This window comes from Microbacterium longlingense, from assembly GCF_058349825.2.
Genome location: NZ_JBYRJA020000002.1, coordinates 86,872 through 102,389 on the forward strand (window position 1 = coordinate 86,872; position 15,518 = coordinate 102,389).

13 protein-coding genes are annotated in these 15,518 nt (G+C 70.8%); 6 read left to right on the forward strand and 7 right to left on the reverse strand.

The window, feature by feature from the left end; translation table 11 throughout:
* Positions 1-28 precede the first annotated feature (28 nt).
* Together AC3RXY_RS03395 and AC3RXY_RS03400 are read right to left on the reverse strand one after the other, a co-directional pair.
* Positions 29-1,444 (reverse strand): CoA transferase, encoded by a 1,416-nt coding sequence (locus tag AC3RXY_RS03395; protein ID WP_491509494.1) that lies wholly within the window; start codon positions 1,442-1,444, stop codon positions 29-31.
* Positions 1,445-1,526: 82 nt separating this feature from the next.
* The gene (locus AC3RXY_RS03400) at positions 1,527-1,733 is read right to left on the reverse strand and encodes a hypothetical protein (protein ID WP_491509495.1); all 207 of its coding nucleotides are present in this window, start codon (positions 1,731-1,733) and stop codon (positions 1,527-1,529) included.
* Between the two features lie 25 nt (positions 1,734-1,758).
* Here AC3RXY_RS03400 and AC3RXY_RS03405 point away from each other — a divergent pair, with 25 nt between their 5' ends.
* Complete coding sequence (locus tag AC3RXY_RS03405; RefSeq protein ID WP_491509496.1) at positions 1,759-2,301, forward strand: CGNR zinc finger domain-containing protein; 543 nt, start codon at positions 1,759-1,761, stop codon at positions 2,299-2,301.
* Between the two features lie 12 nt (positions 2,302-2,313).
* Here AC3RXY_RS03405 and AC3RXY_RS03410 read toward each other — a convergent pair whose 3' ends face one another.
* On the reverse strand, positions 2,314-3,459 hold the full coding sequence (locus AC3RXY_RS03410) for a PucR family transcriptional regulator (protein ID WP_491509497.1): 1,146 nt from the start codon (positions 3,457-3,459) through the stop codon (positions 2,314-2,316).
* Between the two features lie 141 nt (positions 3,460-3,600).
* On the opposite strand from AC3RXY_RS03410, the gene AC3RXY_RS03415 reads away from it, so the two are divergent.
* From AC3RXY_RS03415 to AC3RXY_RS03425, 3 genes are read left to right on the forward strand one after another with little or no spacing between them, the layout of a single operon-like run.
* The gene (locus AC3RXY_RS03415) at positions 3,601-5,325 is read left to right on the forward strand and encodes an aldehyde dehydrogenase family protein (RefSeq protein WP_491509498.1); all 1,725 of its coding nucleotides are present in this window, start codon (positions 3,601-3,603) and stop codon (positions 5,323-5,325) included.
* Between the two features lie 43 nt (positions 5,326-5,368).
* A complete protein-coding gene (locus AC3RXY_RS03420) occupies positions 5,369-6,907 on the forward strand; it encodes a GMC family oxidoreductase (protein ID WP_491509499.1) in 1,539 nt (512 codons plus the stop codon).
* Between the two features lie 58 nt (positions 6,908-6,965).
* Positions 6,966-8,537: a long-chain-fatty-acid--CoA ligase gene (locus AC3RXY_RS03425; protein WP_491509500.1), complete on the forward strand. Its 1,572-nt coding sequence runs from the start codon at positions 6,966-6,968 to the stop codon at positions 8,535-8,537.
* Positions 8,538-8,652: 115 nt separating this feature from the next.
* Here AC3RXY_RS03425 and sufU read toward each other — a convergent pair whose 3' ends face one another.
* The 3 genes from sufU to AC3RXY_RS03440 form a co-directional block, all read right to left on the reverse strand.
* Entirely contained in the window at positions 8,653-9,093 is a 441-nt protein-coding gene (gene sufU, locus AC3RXY_RS03430) for a Fe-S cluster assembly sulfur transfer protein SufU (RefSeq protein ID WP_491509501.1), read from the reverse strand.
* A complete protein-coding gene (locus AC3RXY_RS03435) occupies positions 9,090-10,370 on the reverse strand; it encodes an aminotransferase class V-fold PLP-dependent enzyme (RefSeq protein ID WP_491509502.1) in 1,281 nt (426 codons plus the stop codon). The genes sufU and AC3RXY_RS03435 overlap by 4 nt, the downstream gene beginning before the upstream one ends.
* A 72-nt stretch (positions 10,371-10,442) precedes the next feature.
* Positions 10,443-11,243 carry a flavin reductase family protein gene (locus AC3RXY_RS03440; protein ID WP_491509503.1) on the reverse strand — a complete coding sequence of 267 codons (801 nt, stop codon included), beginning with the start codon at positions 11,241-11,243 and terminating at the stop codon, positions 10,443-10,445.
* 198 nt (positions 11,244-11,441) lie between these two features.
* Between AC3RXY_RS03440 and AC3RXY_RS03445 the strand changes: the two genes are divergently transcribed.
* Both AC3RXY_RS03445 and AC3RXY_RS03450 read left to right on the forward strand, forming a co-directional pair.
* Positions 11,442-13,886 carry a glycogen/starch/alpha-glucan phosphorylase gene (locus AC3RXY_RS03445; RefSeq protein WP_491509843.1) on the forward strand — a complete coding sequence of 815 codons (2,445 nt, stop codon included), beginning with the start codon at positions 11,442-11,444 and terminating at the stop codon, positions 13,884-13,886.
* A 174-nt stretch (positions 13,887-14,060) separates the two neighbouring features.
* Complete coding sequence (locus tag AC3RXY_RS03450; protein WP_491509504.1) at positions 14,061-15,083, forward strand: nuclease-related domain-containing protein; 1,023 nt, start codon at positions 14,061-14,063, stop codon at positions 15,081-15,083.
* 50 nt (positions 15,084-15,133) lie between these two features.
* Here AC3RXY_RS03450 and crcB read toward each other — a convergent pair whose 3' ends face one another.
* A complete protein-coding gene (crcB, locus tag AC3RXY_RS03455) occupies positions 15,134-15,517 on the reverse strand; it encodes a fluoride efflux transporter CrcB (RefSeq protein ID WP_491509505.1) in 384 nt (127 codons plus the stop codon).
* Position 15,518 lies beyond the last annotated feature (1 nt).

The following is a 15,518-nucleotide window of genomic DNA, read 5'->3' on the forward strand; positions in this document are numbered from 1 at the left end:
TGACGGTGCTCGCGTGTCGGGCCCGCCGTCAGCCGTCGTCCCGCCACGCGGGGGCGTCGGCTCCCCAGGGCGTGCGCGGCCGGTATATCGCCGGAGCACCGTGGAAGGCCAGCGCAGGAGCTGCGGAGGTCACCGTCACCGGTCGGGCGTGTGCGTCGAGCGACATCTCCTCGAACGTGACCGGCAGATCCTCCGGTGTCGCCGACGTCGCGTCTCCTGGTCCCGCGTCCAGCAGCTCCTGCGCCACGCGGGCGAGGGCGACCGCCACTCGTCCGGAGCCGCCGACGGTGCGCTGCTCGCGCAGCTGCACGGCGATCCCGGCGGCCAGGAGGTGGCCGGCGGAGTGATCCAGCGCCTGGACGGGGAGCGCACCCGGTGGCGCCGCCTCATCCGAGCGCTCTGCGAGCCCGATGCCGCTGGCCGCCTGCACCAGGCTGTCGAAACCGCGCCGATGAGCCCACGGGCCCGTCGTCCCCCAGGCCGAGATCTCGGCGACGATCAGGCCAGGATGTGCGGCGTGCAGATCCCCGGCGCTCAGTCCGAGGCGGTGGATGGCGTCCGGACGGTAACCGAGCACGACGACATCCGCGTGGGCCAGGAGCCGGTCGAACGCGGCGCGATCGGCCCGGGATGCAAGATCGAGCAGCGTCGAGCGCTTGCCCTGGCCGGTGTCCAGATGCTGCCAGGCGATCTCCGGGAGCCGGGGGGAGTCCATGCGCAACACGTCCGCTCCGGCGTGCGCGAGATCGCGGGTGGCGACGGGGCCGGCGATCACCCGGGTGAGGTCGAGCACCCGGATCCCGCTGAGCGGTGCGGGGGCGTGCGTCGGCCAGGCGCGCGGAGCGGCGCCGGGCAGGCGATGACGGGCGACGAGGGGCAGGCGCGCGACGGCCTCCGCCTGCGGGTGCCTCTGCCACTGACCGTGCTGGCGTACGGCGAACGCGAGAGCGCCGGCGTCATGCGCGCTGTCTTCGAGGTGTGCCGCATCCCATCCGGCGATCGCGCGCGCGATCTCCGCGCTTTCTGCGGCGGGTCCGAGGCCCAGGAGTCCGGCGAGGCGTCTCGCATGATGCGGATAGTTGCCGTGCGTGCGGACCCATCCGTCCGATGCGCGCCAGAACCCGGACAGGGGTGCCCAGAGCCGCGGGGCCTCGTCGTCGATGCGGAAGAGGCGGTCGCTGCCGTACGACGCCGCGACATGAACCGGGGAGACGCCGACGGGGTGCTCGGCTGGTGCTCCTGTCCGCGCGGCCGCGACGAGATCGACGGCGAGAGAGGCCACGGCGACGCTGTCACCGGCCAGCTCGCCCACTCGCAGCGCCGAGCGCCAGCCGGGTACCGGCCCGGCCGGGCGGACGCGTGCGGTCTCCGCGGGGGTCAGTCCGAGGTCGGCCGCTGCGCGACGGCCGGCGGCATGCAGGCCGGCGGCATGGTCGGGGTGCATGACCTCTCCTCGCTGGTGTCGGCGGAAGATGAAGAGGGCGTCGGTGTGCCCGGGGCTCGCGGTGGTCCGGAGTGGCGGGGCCTCAGCGGCCGATCTCGCTGCTGAGCGCGGTGGGCGGCATCTCCGAGCGGTGCTCGATGTCGACGCGGCGGCGACCGCAGCCGATGCAGCGGACGTACCGTAGGCGGCCCTCGGAGGTCCAGTGTGCGGACTCGGTCTCCCAGGCGTGTTCGTGGACCGGTGGCGGAGCGGCCTGCACCGGTGCGCTGGTTCGTGTGAAGGTGGTCATGACTCCACGGTGATGTAATGGCCTTATGCATCTCAACCCTTACGGCGAATACGCGGTCCTGATGGCGGCATCGCTCGCGAACGATTGGCCGGACGACCGCGACGCGGTCGTGGCGCGTACGCGTGAGCTCGGCATGACGATGGCTTTCGCCGAGGCGCCGGACGATCATGCCGGCGCGCGGGCTGTGATCGACCGTTGGCTGACCGTGGTCGATGCCGAGGATCCACGGGAGCGGGCCCGGTTGCTCAACGTGCACATGGCGGATGCCGCGGCCTATCCGCGTCTGGTCGATCACGACGACGAGGGCTGGCATCTGCACTACCGCGACGACGATGACCGCTTTCTGCCCCATGTGCTCGCGGCGGTCATCAGTGTGGGCACGGCGCTGCATCTCACGACCAGGGGTATGCAGCGGCTGCGCCGCTGCGCTGCGGGCGACACCCCGGGCGACCCCTGCCGCGCGGTCGTGGTCGATGTCACGCGCAACGGCCGGCAACGCTACTGCTCCGTGCGGTGCGCGAATCGCGCCGCCGTGCGCCGACACCGCTCACGCACGGCCGCCCGCTGAGGCGGCCGTCGCTCAGGCCACGTGGCGGCGGGCGAGGAGCGCGATGGTCAGCGCGGCGACATCGGTGGGGTGCGCGACGGAACGGCCGGTCATCGTCTCCAGGCGTCGCAGGCGGTAGAGCACGGTGTTGCGATGGCAGTGCAGTCGCTGCGCTGCGCGCGTGCTCGACGCGCCGGCGTCGATCCAGGCGCCCAGCGTGTCGAGCAGGACATCGCGATCGCCGGGGGTGAGGTCGTCGAGACCGCCGAGGATGCGGTCGGCCGCTTCGCGTGCGGCCTGGGGCTGTGAGACGACCAGGGTCTCGACAGGACGCTGCCCGAACCCGGAGATCCCGTTGTCGCCGGGTGTGATGCAGCGCATCGCGAGCGCCGCCTGCCGGGTGGCCTCCGGGGCCTGCTCGAACAGGGAGAACTCCTCGCTCACCCCGATCCGGCCGGTGATGCCGGTGGGCCACGGTACGGGCATCGGCGCCGAGGCGGAGAGGGCGATCAGCCCCATACGGATCCCGCCGCGGTCGGCCCAGTGCGCACGCCACGACGCCGGAACGAGCTGCTGCACGGCCTCGAGCGGCATGTCTGTGGCGGCGGCCACGACGAAACGGGCCGGTTCGGTGATGCCGAGCACGAACGCGGCATGCTCGCGGCGCTCGGGCGCTGCCACGCCGTCGAGCAGGTCGAACAGTGCGGCGATCCGAGACCGCTCGTCCCAGCGCCCACGAGCATCCGTCACGCGTCGATGCGCCTCGGCGGCCGCGGTGGACAGGTGATCGAGGATCGCCCACGCCTGGGCGCCGAAGTCGTAGAAGCGCTCCCCGGAGTCCTCCTGGCCGCCCAGCAGGTCGCCCGCTTCCCGCCACAGCAGCAGCCCGGCGATCCGATACGCGTGCATGACGCCGGCGAGCGGGATGCCGGCCTCCGCCTTGATGCGCCCGGCCTCCTGCGCGGGCCCCAGGTCGAGCGGTGCGCCCGATACGGCGCCCAGGAGTGCTGCCACGTTGTCGTGGACGATGTTCTCCAGCACGCTCCGCGGAAGCGCGCTCTCCGCGTAAGCGTGCTCGCCGAGCAGGATGCTCTCGGTGATCGTCGCCGAGAGCGCGCGGGCATCGAGTGCGGGCGGCAGAGCGACATCGGAGGGCGTCGGAGGCAGCGGGGAGAACATGACCCGACCCTAGGTCCGCTTTGTGCACTGGCACAAGAGGTCCGGGGGAGATGTGGGCCGTTGCCTATGTCATTCGCCTCAACTGTGGGGCAGAGTTGGTGCAGCGCACGATTTCGTGCGCGCCATCGTCAAAGGAGACACATGGCAACCCCCGTCGCACCCCCCTCGACACCCCGTGACCACGATCGTCTCGATGCGGCGGTCGAAGACCTCACCGCCGGAGCCCGCCGATGGGCGTCCCTCCCGCTGGCCGGCCGAGCGGACCTGATCGAGCAGACGCACGCCGCGATCGCCCGGGTCGCCGAACGCTGGACCCGCACCGCAATCGACATCAAGGGCATCTCCCCGGACTCGCCCCTCGTCGGTGAGGAGTGGACCTCGGGCCCCTACGCCGCTCTCGCCGGGTTCGGCACGGTGGCGGCCTCCCTCGCCGCTCTCGCCGCAGGACGATCGCCGATCGACGGGATCGCCCCGCGTCGCGCCCCGAACGGGCGCCTGGCGTGGCGGACGCTCCCGCACGACGCGCGCGAGGCGATCCTGTTCCACGGGTACGCCGCGGAGGTGTGGACCAGGCCGGGCGCCTCCGCGTCCGACGTCCGCCGCGACATCGGCGCCGGTGCGGAGCGCGTCGGCCACGACGGCGGCGTCTCGCTGGTGCTGGGTGCGGGCAACATCACCTCGATCGGCCCGCTCGACGTGCTCTCCGAGCTGGTCTTCCATCAGCGCGCGAGCATCCTCAAGATCAACCCCACCTTCGCCACCCTCCTCACCGTGTACCGAGCAGCGCTTGCCCCCCTCATCGACGCGGACCTGGTGCGTGTCGTCCAGGGCGGCGCCGCGGAGGGGGAGTACCTGTGCCAGCACGACGGCATCTCCCATGTGCATATCACCGGGAGCATCCGCACCCATGACGCGATCGTCTGGGGCACCGGACCAGAAGCAGACGCCCGCCGCAGCGCCGGAGAGCCGCTGCTGGACAAGCCGATCACGAGCGAGCTCGGCGGAGTCTCTCCTATCATCGTCGTGCCGGGGCGCTGGAGCAGAGCCGACCTGCGTTACCAGGCGGAGAACGTCGCGACGATGCGGCTGCACAACGCCGGCCACAACTGCATCGCCGGGCAGATGGTCGTGCTCGATGCCGACTGGCCGCAGCGCGACGAGTTCGTGCGCGAACTGCGGGCCGCTCTGGACCGCATCCCGGCGCGCGCGCCGTGGTACCCCGGCAGCGCAGCACGGCTGGAGGCCGCCGAAGCGGAGAACGCCGGTGCGGAATCCTGCGCTTCCGGCGAGCGGATGCTGGTCGTCACGCCGAACGAGGGGGAGCCGATCGAGCAGACCGAGTACTTCGCCCCGGTTCTCGGCGTCATCCGTCTCTCCGGCGGTCCGGAGCAGTCGTTCCTCGACCGGGCGATCGACTACGCCAATGATCGTCTGGCCGGCACGCTCGGCGCCAACATCATCATCGCCCCCGCCCAGCGCCGGGCGCTGGGGGGTGCCTTCGACGTCGCGCTGTCGCGGCTGCGGTACGGCTCGATCGGGGTGAACGCGTGGACAGGTCTGGCCTTCCTCACCCCGACCGCCACGTGGGGCGCTTTCCCGGGACACACTCTGGCCGACGCGCAGAGCGGCATCGGGATCGTGCACAACGGACTGCTCCTTCCCCATGTCGAGCGCACCGTCGTCTTCGGCCCGTTCCGCCCCTTCCCCCGTTCTGTGCTGCGCGGCGAGTTCGCCCTGTTCCCGAAGCCGCCGTGGTTCGTCACCGCGCGCAGCGCCGCCGCGACCGGACGCCGCCTCGCGGCGTACGCCGCGCGTCCGAGCTGGGGCAAGCTCCCCGGCATCTTCGCGGCGGCCTTCCGCGCATGATCGCGGCGCCGCTTCGCCCTCTCGACCCGGAACGGAACCCCTCATGAGCGAGACATTCGACTACATCATCGTCGGCGCAGGATCCGCCGGCTCTGCCCTGGCCAACCGGCTCTCCGCCGATCCGGCCGTCTCGGTGCTGCTGCTGGAGGCGGGCGGTGAGCCGCGCAGCGCGAACATCTCGATCCCGGCCGCTTTCTCTCAGCTGTTCAAGTCCGAGTACGACTGGAACTACGAGACCGTGCCTCAGCCGGGGCTCGACGGACGAACCGTCTACTGGCCCCGCGGCAAGGTGCTCGGCGGTTCCTCCGCCCTGAACGCGATGATGTGGATCCCCGGCTTCGCGGCCGATTACGACGCGTGGGGTGCGGCGGCAGGGCCGGAATGGAGCTGGGACGCTCTGGCCCCCCTGTTCGTCGACAACCGGATCAGCGTCTCGGAGCAGCGCGATCCGCGCCCTCTCACCGCCACCTTCCTGGAGGCGGTGCGCCAGGCGGGGCGCGTCGTGGAGAAGCCGAACGGTCCGCGTCCGGACGGATTCGCCCAGACGATGGTCACGCAGGACAAGGGTGCGCGGCACAGTGCGGCGAAGGCCTACCTCGACCCGGTGCGCTCGCGCCCCAACCTCACCGTCCGCACCGGCGCGCACGCCACCCGGGTGCTCTTCGACGGGCGGACCGCGACCGGTGTGGAATACCGGGCGGACGGCGCGATGCGCACCGCGACGGCCAGACGGGAGGTGGTGCTCAGCGGCGGCGCGATCAACACCCCGCAGCTGCTCATGCTCTCGGGCATCGGAGACCCCGCTCAGCTGCAGGAGCACGGGATCGACGTGCTCGTGGCGGCGCCGGAGGTCGGCGCCAACATGCGCGACCACCTGGTGTGCGGGTTTGTGAAGGAGGTGCCGGGCGGCACACTGAAGGACGCCACCGGCCTCGGCCAGGTGGCCCGTTACCTGCTGCGTCGCACCGGGATGCTCACCTCCAACGTGGCGGAGGCCTACGGTTTCGTGCGGTCAGACGACGCGCTCGAGCTGCCGGACATCGAGCTGATCTTCGCCCCGGTCGCCTACGTCGAGGAGGGTCTCAACGGTATTCCCGCGCACGGGATCACACTCGGCCCCATCCTGCTCCGGCCGGAGAGCCGCGGTTCGATCCGCCTGACGTCGGCCGACCCCTTCGCGAAGGCGATCGTCGATCCGCGTTATCTCAGCGATGCCGACGGCCGGGATCGTGCGGCGATGCTGAGCGGTCTCCGGATCGCCCAGCAGATCCTCGCGACGCCCGCGCTGCGCGCCGCGACCCTGGACGCCTACGTCGCCCCGCGCGGCGGAGAACGCCTGAGCGAGGAGGACCTGCTGACGACGGCGCTCGAGACCCTCTCGCACACCCTCTACCACCCCACGTCGACGGCCCGCATGGGCGCGGACGACGCCTCGGTCGTCGACCCGCAGCTGCGGGTGCGCGGCGTGGACCGGCTGCGCGTGGCCGACGCCTCGGTCATGCCGGAGATCATCCGGGGCCACACCCACGCGCCGGCGGTCGTGATCGGCGAACGCGCCGCGCAGCTCATCCAGGCCGGCTGACCTGCGGTCCATCCTGAAACCATCGTCACGAACTGCCACGAAAAGGAAGAAGACACCGATGCCCAACCTCTCCGCTCTTCTCGAGGACGCCGCCCGTGAGTACCCCGACCGCACCGCGATCGTCTTCGGCGATACCCGGCTGTCCTACCCGCAGGTCAACGGGGCTGCGAACCAGGTCGCGAACCTCCTCGCATCGCGCGGAATCGGACCGGGCGACACCGTCGCCCTGAGCTGCCCGAACCTGCCGTACTTCACGATCGTCTACTTCGGCATCCTCAAGGCCGGCGCCACCGTCGTCCCGCTCAATGTGCTCCTCAAGGGGCGCGAGGTGGCCTACCACCTGGCGGATTCGCAGGCGAAGGCGTACTTCGCCTTCCAGGGCACGCCGGACCTGCCGATCGGCGCAGAGGCATACGCCGGTTTCGAGGCGACAGAGGGGTGTGAGAACTTCTTCATCATCACCGCAGACCCCACCGCACCATCACCGTTCGAGGGCGTCGAGACCCTCGGCGAGGCGCTCGCCGGGCAGTCTCCGGTGTTCGAGACCGTCGATGTCGACGACGACGACACCGCGGTGATCCTCTACACCTCCGGCACCACCGGACAGCCGAAGGGCGCCGAGCTGCGGCATCGCAACATGCGTGACAACGCGGTGATCAGCGGCGACCTGTTCCGTGCAGAGTCGTCCGCCCCCGACACCTACCTCGCCGTTCTGCCGCTGTTCCATTCGTTCGGCCAGACCGTGGTGCAGAACGGCGCGTTCGCCTTCGGCGGGACCGTGGTGATGCTGCCCCGCTTCGAGGCGGCGGCGACCATCGGGCTGATGCTGCGTGAGCGGGTGACGTTCTTCGCCGGCGTGCCCACGATGTACTGGGGCCTCCTGAACGCCCTCACCCCCGAGACTCCGGTGCAGGAGCTGGCCCAGAACCTCCGCGTCGCGGTTTCCGGTGGATCGGCGCTTCCGGTCGAGGTGCACCGGCATTTCGAGGAGCGCTTCGGCGTGACGATCCTCGAGGGGTACGGCCTGTCCGAGACCTCTCCGGTGGCGTCCTTCTCCGTCATCGGTGAGGCGCCGCGGCCGGGGTCGATCGGCGTCGGGATCCCGGGCGTCGAGATGAAGCTCGTCGACGAGGACGGCGCAGAGGTCTCGGACGAGCTGGACGAGGACGGCCGCACCGCGATCGGCGAGATCGCCATCAAGGGGCACAACGTCATGAAGGGCTATTTCAACCGGGAGGAGGCCACCGCGAAGACCATCGACGCCGACGGCTGGCTGCTCTCCGGCGACCTCGCGCGGAAGGACGCCGACGGCTGGTACTACATCGTCGACCGCGCCAAGGACATGATCATCCGCAACAGCTACAACGTCTACCCGCGTGAGATCGAGGAAGTGCTCATGACGCACCCTGCGGTCAGCCTGGCAGCGGTCATCGGCGTGCCGGACGAGAGTCACGGCGAGGAGATCAAGGCGTTTGTGATTCCCCGGCCGGGTGCAGAGGTCACCGCGGACGAGCTCGTCGCGTGGGGCAAAGAGCAGTTCGCGGCGTACAAGTACCCGCGGATCGTGGAGATCGTCGAGAGCCTTCCGATGACGTCGACCGGGAAGATCCTCAAGCGCGAGCTGTCCTAGCCCGCGGGATCCCGTGTCGCCTTGTGCGCTTCGCTCGGAGGAAAGCCGTGGCTTCCTCCGAGCGGAGCGCACTTGTGGGTGCGACGTGCGCCGTTCCCTGGCTGGGCCGCAGCGGTCAGTCCGCCTCGGCCACATGCAGGCACGCCTCAAGGACGACCCAGGCGAGCATCGCGCACTTGACGCGCATCACGTACTTCCCGACGCCCTGGAACGCGGCGGCATCCCCCAGGCTCTCCGGCGGTTCTTCCGCCCCGCCCCCGCGCAGCATCGCACGGAACTGGGCGATCAGCTCCCGCGCTTCGGCGACGGGTACGCCGCGGACGAGATCCGACATCACCGAGGCAGAGGCCATCGAGATGTTGCAGCCATCGCCGCTCCACACCAGGTCGGTGATGACGCCGTCATCGAGACGGATCCCCGCGGTCACCTCGTCGCCGCAGGTCGGGTTCACCTCATGATGGTGAACCGGCAGCGCGAGCGGGTCGCCCGTGCCGTGCGGGCGACGGGCGTGGTCGAGCAGGACCTCGCGGTACAGGCTTTCCAGCTCAGCGCTCATCCGGCATGCCCCGCGACGCCGAAGAAGCCGCGGACCTCGCCGAGAGCCTCCCGGAAAGCCGTGACGTCGGCCTCCGTCGTGTAGACACCGGCGCTGGCCCGTGCGGTCGCGCGGGCGCCGAGCCGGGCGTGCAGCGGCTGCGCGCAATGGTGACCGGTGCGCAGCGTCACGCCGCGGTCGTCCATGAACTGGCCGACGTCATGCGCGTGCACCCCGTCGACGGTGAAGCTGACCAGTGGGCCGCGCGGCGCCCCGGCTGCGGGGCCGATCACGCGGACACCGGGAACGCTCCGGGCGGCTTCGGCGAGCAGCATGCCCATCCGGTCGGCATGGGCGGCGACGGCATCCATGCCGATCCCGGTGAGGAAATCGACCGCTGCTCCGGCGGCCACCACCTGGGTGACCGGTTGCGTGCCCGGCTCGAAGCGCTGCGGGGCGGGCAGGAACTCCGCCGATTCCATGGTGACCGTGGTGATCGCCGACCCTCCGGTGCGTGCGGGAGGCATGCGGTCGAGCAGTTCCGTGCGACCGTAGAGCACACCGAGACCGGTGGGGCCAAGCATCTTGTGCAGCGAGAACGCGGCGAAGTCGACACCGAGCGCGGCGACGTCGACCGGCATGTGCGGAACGGACTGGCACGCGTCGAGCACCGTGAGCGCGCCGGCGCGGCGGGCGCGATCCGCCAGCTCGGCGACCGGCGCGATCGCCCCGGTGACGTTGGACACGTGGGCGAACGCGAAGACCCTGGTGCGCTCGGTGAGCGCCGCCGTCGCATCATCGAGCGTCCACAGTCCGTCGTCGTCGACCGGGACCCACCGCAGGGTGGCACCGGTGCGGCGCGCCAGCCGCTGCCAGGGGATGAGGTTGGCGTGATGCTCGGCCTCGGTCACGAGGATCTCGTCCCCGGGACGCAGGGCGAGATCGTCCGGACCGAATCCCGTGGAGGCCTCCCCGAGACTCAGCGCGATCGTGTTCAGGGCGTCCGTGGCCCCCGCGGTCCACACGATCGCGCGCGGGTCGGCGCCCACGAGCGCGGCCATCCGCTCCCTGGCCTGTTCGAAGGCGGTCGTCGCCGAGCCGACGGCGATGCTCGAACCGCGATGCACGGCCGCATAGTCGGTCTCGATGAAGCGTCGCTCGGCGTCGATCACCACCGCCGGGCGCTGCGCGGTCGCGGCGGTGTCGAGGTAGACCGACCCCGGGGCGCCACGGAGGCGGGGGAAGAGCGCACGGATCTCGTCCGCTGCGGCTCCGGGGCGGGGGTTCGCGGTCATCATGCTCCGGGGTAGGGGAAAAGGCCTCTTCGAGCCTACCGGCGCGGGCCGACGGCTGGTCCGCGGATCGGGGGCTCAGCAGGAGCCGCGGACGGCGAGCTGCACGTGCGCCCAGCGCACCTCGCGCTCATCGGTGAGGGTGAGCAGCTCGGCGACCTCGCCGCCGTCGCAGCGGCGCAACTCGACGACCGCCGTGGTCTTCCCGGCGTGGCGGATCGTCCACGTGCCACCGGCGATCTCCCATCGGTCCACCGCCGCCGGGGGCTGGGCCAGGGGGCTCTTTCGCGTCCAGCCCACCTCGGCGCCCCGATCGTAGAAGTGCCGGTAGGCGTACAGCAGCGGGTGCCAGGCGGCCGGATCGAGGTGTTCCGTCCCTGCGACGGTGATCGCCTCGTCTGCATGCACGCGCACGACCTCGGCCTCGACCATCGCGTATCCACCGCCGACCCCAGAGGTGATGCGACGCACCCTGGCCTCGATCTGCAGCGGCGCCTCTGCCACGCGCGGCACATCGACCAGGTCCGAGGCGGCCGGGGTCAGGCCGGCGCGGGCGAACTTGTGCTGCTCGAACTCATACTGCCCTGCCTTGTCGGCGGGAACAGGATGGCGGCCGGTCACACCGGCGAGGCGCTCGACGTGCGCCCACTGCTCCGCGGCGGGGAAGTTCACCGTGAGCTGCGGATGCCGACGCGCGTTCTCCAGCGACTGCCCGCTCTCCTCGAGGCCGAGGACGAGCATCCGCCCCAGCGCGAAGTGGCTGGACGCGGGGGCGAGGTTTGCGGTGCCGTCGGGGTTGCGCGTCGCGACCAGATAGACCGGGGTGCCGACGTACAGCACGCTCGGCTCGATCACCCGGTGCGAATCGGCGCTGCCCATGGCCCCACGGTAGCGCTCATGGCGACGACGCCGGAACCGTGTGACATGTGCCGGCGCACCGGGGACGACCGCGGTCAAATCCGTAACCGATTCGTCATTCCCCCGTGACCCGGTGCGGGCTACCGTCAGAGGGTGCCCCACGACGACGCGAACATCGCCGCCTCCGCTCACCCCACCGGTGCCACCCACCCGCTCGCCATCGCCCCGGTCACGCCGCCGGCGAGCACGGTCGACGGGTTCGTCCGGGAGTTCCTGCACAATCTGAACTTCGATCGCGGCATCGCGCTCTCCGATGCAACGCCCAACGACTGCTACACCGCGCTCGCCGACACGGTGCGCGACTACCTCATGGCGCGCTGGCTGGAGGATCAGCGCCGACAGCGCGAGGCCCAGGCGAAGGGCGTGTGCTACCTCTCCGCCGAGTATCTCCTCGGCCGTCAGCTCGACAACAACCTCCTCGCCACCGGCCTGACCGACATCGCGACGGAGGCCCTCGCGGCCTGCGGCATCGACATCGACGAGCTGCGCCGCCTCGAGGTCGAGCCGGGGCTCGGCAACGGGGGTCTCGGCCGTCTCGCGGCGTGCTTCATCGACTCGCTCGCGACGATGGGCGTGCCCAACATCGGCTACGGCATCCGCTATGAGTACGGCATCTTCCGGCAGACGTTCGTCGCCGGCCAGCAGGTGGAGCAGCCGGACGCCTGGCTGACGATGGGCAGCCCGTGGGAGCTTCCGCGCCCGGAGGACGCCCAGACCGTTCACTTCGGCGGCCACACCGAGAGCGACGACGACGGCGGGGTCGTGCGCACCCGATGGGTGCCGGCCTGGGAGGTCCAGGCTGTTCCGTACAACTACATGGTTCCCGGCTACCGCAACGGACGGGTCAATACGCTGCGCCTGTGGAGCGCGCGGGCGACGAGCGAGTTCGATCTGCGCATCTTCAACGCCGGCGACTACGCCGAGGCGGTGCGGGCGCGCACCTTCGCCGAGAACATCTCCAAGGTGCTCTACCCGGAGGACTCCACCCCGCAGGGCAAGGAGCTGCGGCTGCAGCAGCAGTACTTCTTCGTCGCCGCCTCGATCGGCGACTTCCTCGACTCCGTCCTGCCGGAGGACTTCGATCTCACGCGGCTTCCCGAGCGGGTGATCTTCCAGCTCAACGACACCCACCCGGTCATCGGCGTGCCGGAGATGATGCGCGTGCTCGTCGACATCAAGGGCCTGACCTGGGACGCCGCCTGGGCGATCACGCGGCAGTGCTTCGCGTACACGTGTCACACGCTGCTGCCGGAGGCGCTCGAGGTGTGGTCGGTCGATCTGCTCGGGCGTCTGCTGCCGCGGCACCTGGAGATCATCTACCGGATCAACGAGGAGTTCCTCGCCGAGGTGCGCGAGCGCTTCGGCGATGAGGACGGCTCGATCCAGCATCGGATGTCGATCGTGGCAGACGGCGCGGTGCGCATGGCCTACCTCGCCACCGTCGCCGGCGCCAAGGTCAACGGCGTCGCGGAGCTGCACTCGCAGCTGCTGCGCCAGAAGGTGCTGCCGGACTTCGACGTCTTCTTCCCCGGCAAGTTCACCAACGTCACCAATGGCGTCACGCCACGGCGGTTCGTCAAGCTGGCGAACCCCGCCCTGTCCGCGCTGATCACGGAAGCTCTGGGCACGGGCTGGCTGACCGATCTCGAGCGTCTGCGCGAACTGGAGGCGCACGCGGAGGACCCGGAGTTCCGCGCGCGCTTCGCGGAGGTCAAGGCAGGCAACAAGGCCCGCCTGGGTGAGGTGCTGCGTCGCCGCGACGGTCTGGAGGTCGGCGAGGGACACCTCCTCGACGTGATGGTCAAGCGCCTGCACGAGTACAAGCGGCAGACGCTCAAGCTGCTGCACATCGTCACCGAGTACGACCGGATCATCTCGGGGGAGAGCCCTGCCTCCGCGATCACGCCGCGGACGTTCCTGTTCGGCGCGAAGGCAGCACCCGGCTATGACATGGCCAAACGCATCATCCACCTCATCAACGCGGTCGGCACCGTGGTCAACGACGATCCACGGGTCGAGGGGCGGCTGCGCGTGCTGTTCCCGCCCAACTACAACGTCACGCTCGCAGAGCGCGTGATCCCGGCCGCCGACCTGTCGGAGCAGATCTCGCTCGCCGGGAAGGAGGCCTCCGGCACCGGCAACATGAAGTTCGCCCTCAACGGTGCACTCACCATCGGCACAGACGACGGCGCCAACGTCGAGATCCGCGAGCTCGTGGGCGACGACAACTTCTTGCTGTTCGGGATGAGCGAGCCAGAGGTCGAGGCGCGATGGGCGGAGGGGTACCGCCCGCGGGCGTGCTACGACGGAGACGAGCGGCTGCGGCGCGCGCTCGACCTGATCTCCTCCGGCCACTTCTCCGGGGGAGACGGCCGGGTGTTCGAGCCCGTGGTGGGCAATCTCCTCTATGACGACCGCTTCATGGCGCTCGCCGACTATGCCTCGTACATCGATGCGCAGGCCAGGGTGGACGCCGCGTACGCCGATCAGGAGGCGTGGACGCGCTCGGCGATCCTCAATGTGGCGCGCTGCGGTTTCTTCTCCTCCGACCGGTCGATGCGCGACTACATCGACCGCATCTGGCACACCCCGCCGCTCCTCTGACCGCTCGCTGTGTCGAGTCCACCCCCTGCGCGTGCACGGCGAGGGCGGGTGCGGTGACTGCAGCGGGCGGAGGAGCGATCACGGCGCGGATGCCGATGCGGTGCGGCGTGGCCTGAACCGATGCGGAGGAATGCGCTTTGGGTCCGCGCTGTGCTGCCGTGCTTGACTCGGCGCATGGCGGGGGCGGACATCGTGTGGGCGGCGACCGGTGTTCTGGGAATCGTGGTCGTGGTGATGGCCATCCTCTTGCGCCGCAGCAGATCGCGAGCCCGCGCCGATGCGGCGGCAGCCGCCGACGCGCACCGTGACGAGCTCGTGGCGCTCGATGCAGCGCGCCACGCAGACCGGATCGCCCACGATCGGGAGCGGGACGAGTGGGCGAGGGCCGTCGGACGCACCGAGACGCTCGCGGAGAGCTACCGCCGCTTTGCCGCCCAGGGGATCGGGTGGGAGCTTGCCACCCGGCGGATGATCCTGGCGGCCTGCGAGCGGGCCGGCGTCAGCGGCGTGCTGGCGACCAACGTGATGTTCGTGCCGGAGGATGCGCCGGAGGATCGCCCATACGCCACCCAGATCGATCATGTGCTCCTGACGGACCGAGCGGCGCTCATCATCGAGAACAAGAACTGGCGGGGCGTCGTGTTCGACGGTGTGCTCCCCAGTGCCGTGCATCCGTCCTTCGGTGCTCTGATACCGGACGACCGGGTGAACACCCGGGCGCCGTTCGCGATCCGCGTCGCGTTCGACGCCGCGACCGGGCAGCTCGATCTCCTGCACTGCGCGGAGCGTCAGGCGCCGCGCACGCAGGTGCGTCGCCAGGCTCAGCGGCTCGCCGACCACATCGCTGCCCGGCGGGGTTCGTCGTGCTGGATCTCCACCTGCGTGCTGTACTCGCACCCGGATGCGCGCGTGCATGCCCTCGATCGTCCCCAGGGCGGCCGGTCCGCGGAGACGACGGTCGTGCACGGCGAACGCGGGCTCGTCCCGGTCCTCGCCCGGCTGCGGGGTGCACCCGAGGCGGGTACTCGGTCGCCGGCCGGCGAGATCGCCCCGTTGCTGGCGGCGCTCGGCGCAGACCTCCAGGGCGTCGGCTCGTTCGCGGGCACATGGACGTCGGGTCTTCCGGACGCACCGGCGGCGGGAGACCCCGTGTCCGCCGAGGGGAGAGGGGCCGCCGAGGAGACCCCGCTCCGCTGACGAGCGGCCGTGGTCGTGCGCCCGCCGCCTCGATCATCTCCGCGACAGCGTCAGCCGGGCAGGCCGCCCACCCAGAGCCCGAGCGCGGCGAGTGCGGTTGCGGCCACGAGCACGCCGAGGCCGTTGGCGGCGGCCGCGGCCCAGCGGCGCTCCTGGAGGAGGCGGACCGTCTCGACGCTCGCCGAGGAGAAGGTGGTGTATCCGCCGAGGAATCCCGTGCCGAGCACGAGCTGCCATGCGGGCGGCAGGAGCAGCGACCCGGACAGCCCGACCAGCAGGCCCAGGGCGAAGGATCCGGTGAGATTGATGATGATGGTGCCCCAGGGGAGGCGTTGTCCGAAGCCGGCACGGAGCACACCGTCGAGCACGAGACGGCACACTGCCCCGAGACCGCCGGCGACGGCGATGAGAAGGACCAGCAGGAACGTCGGCATC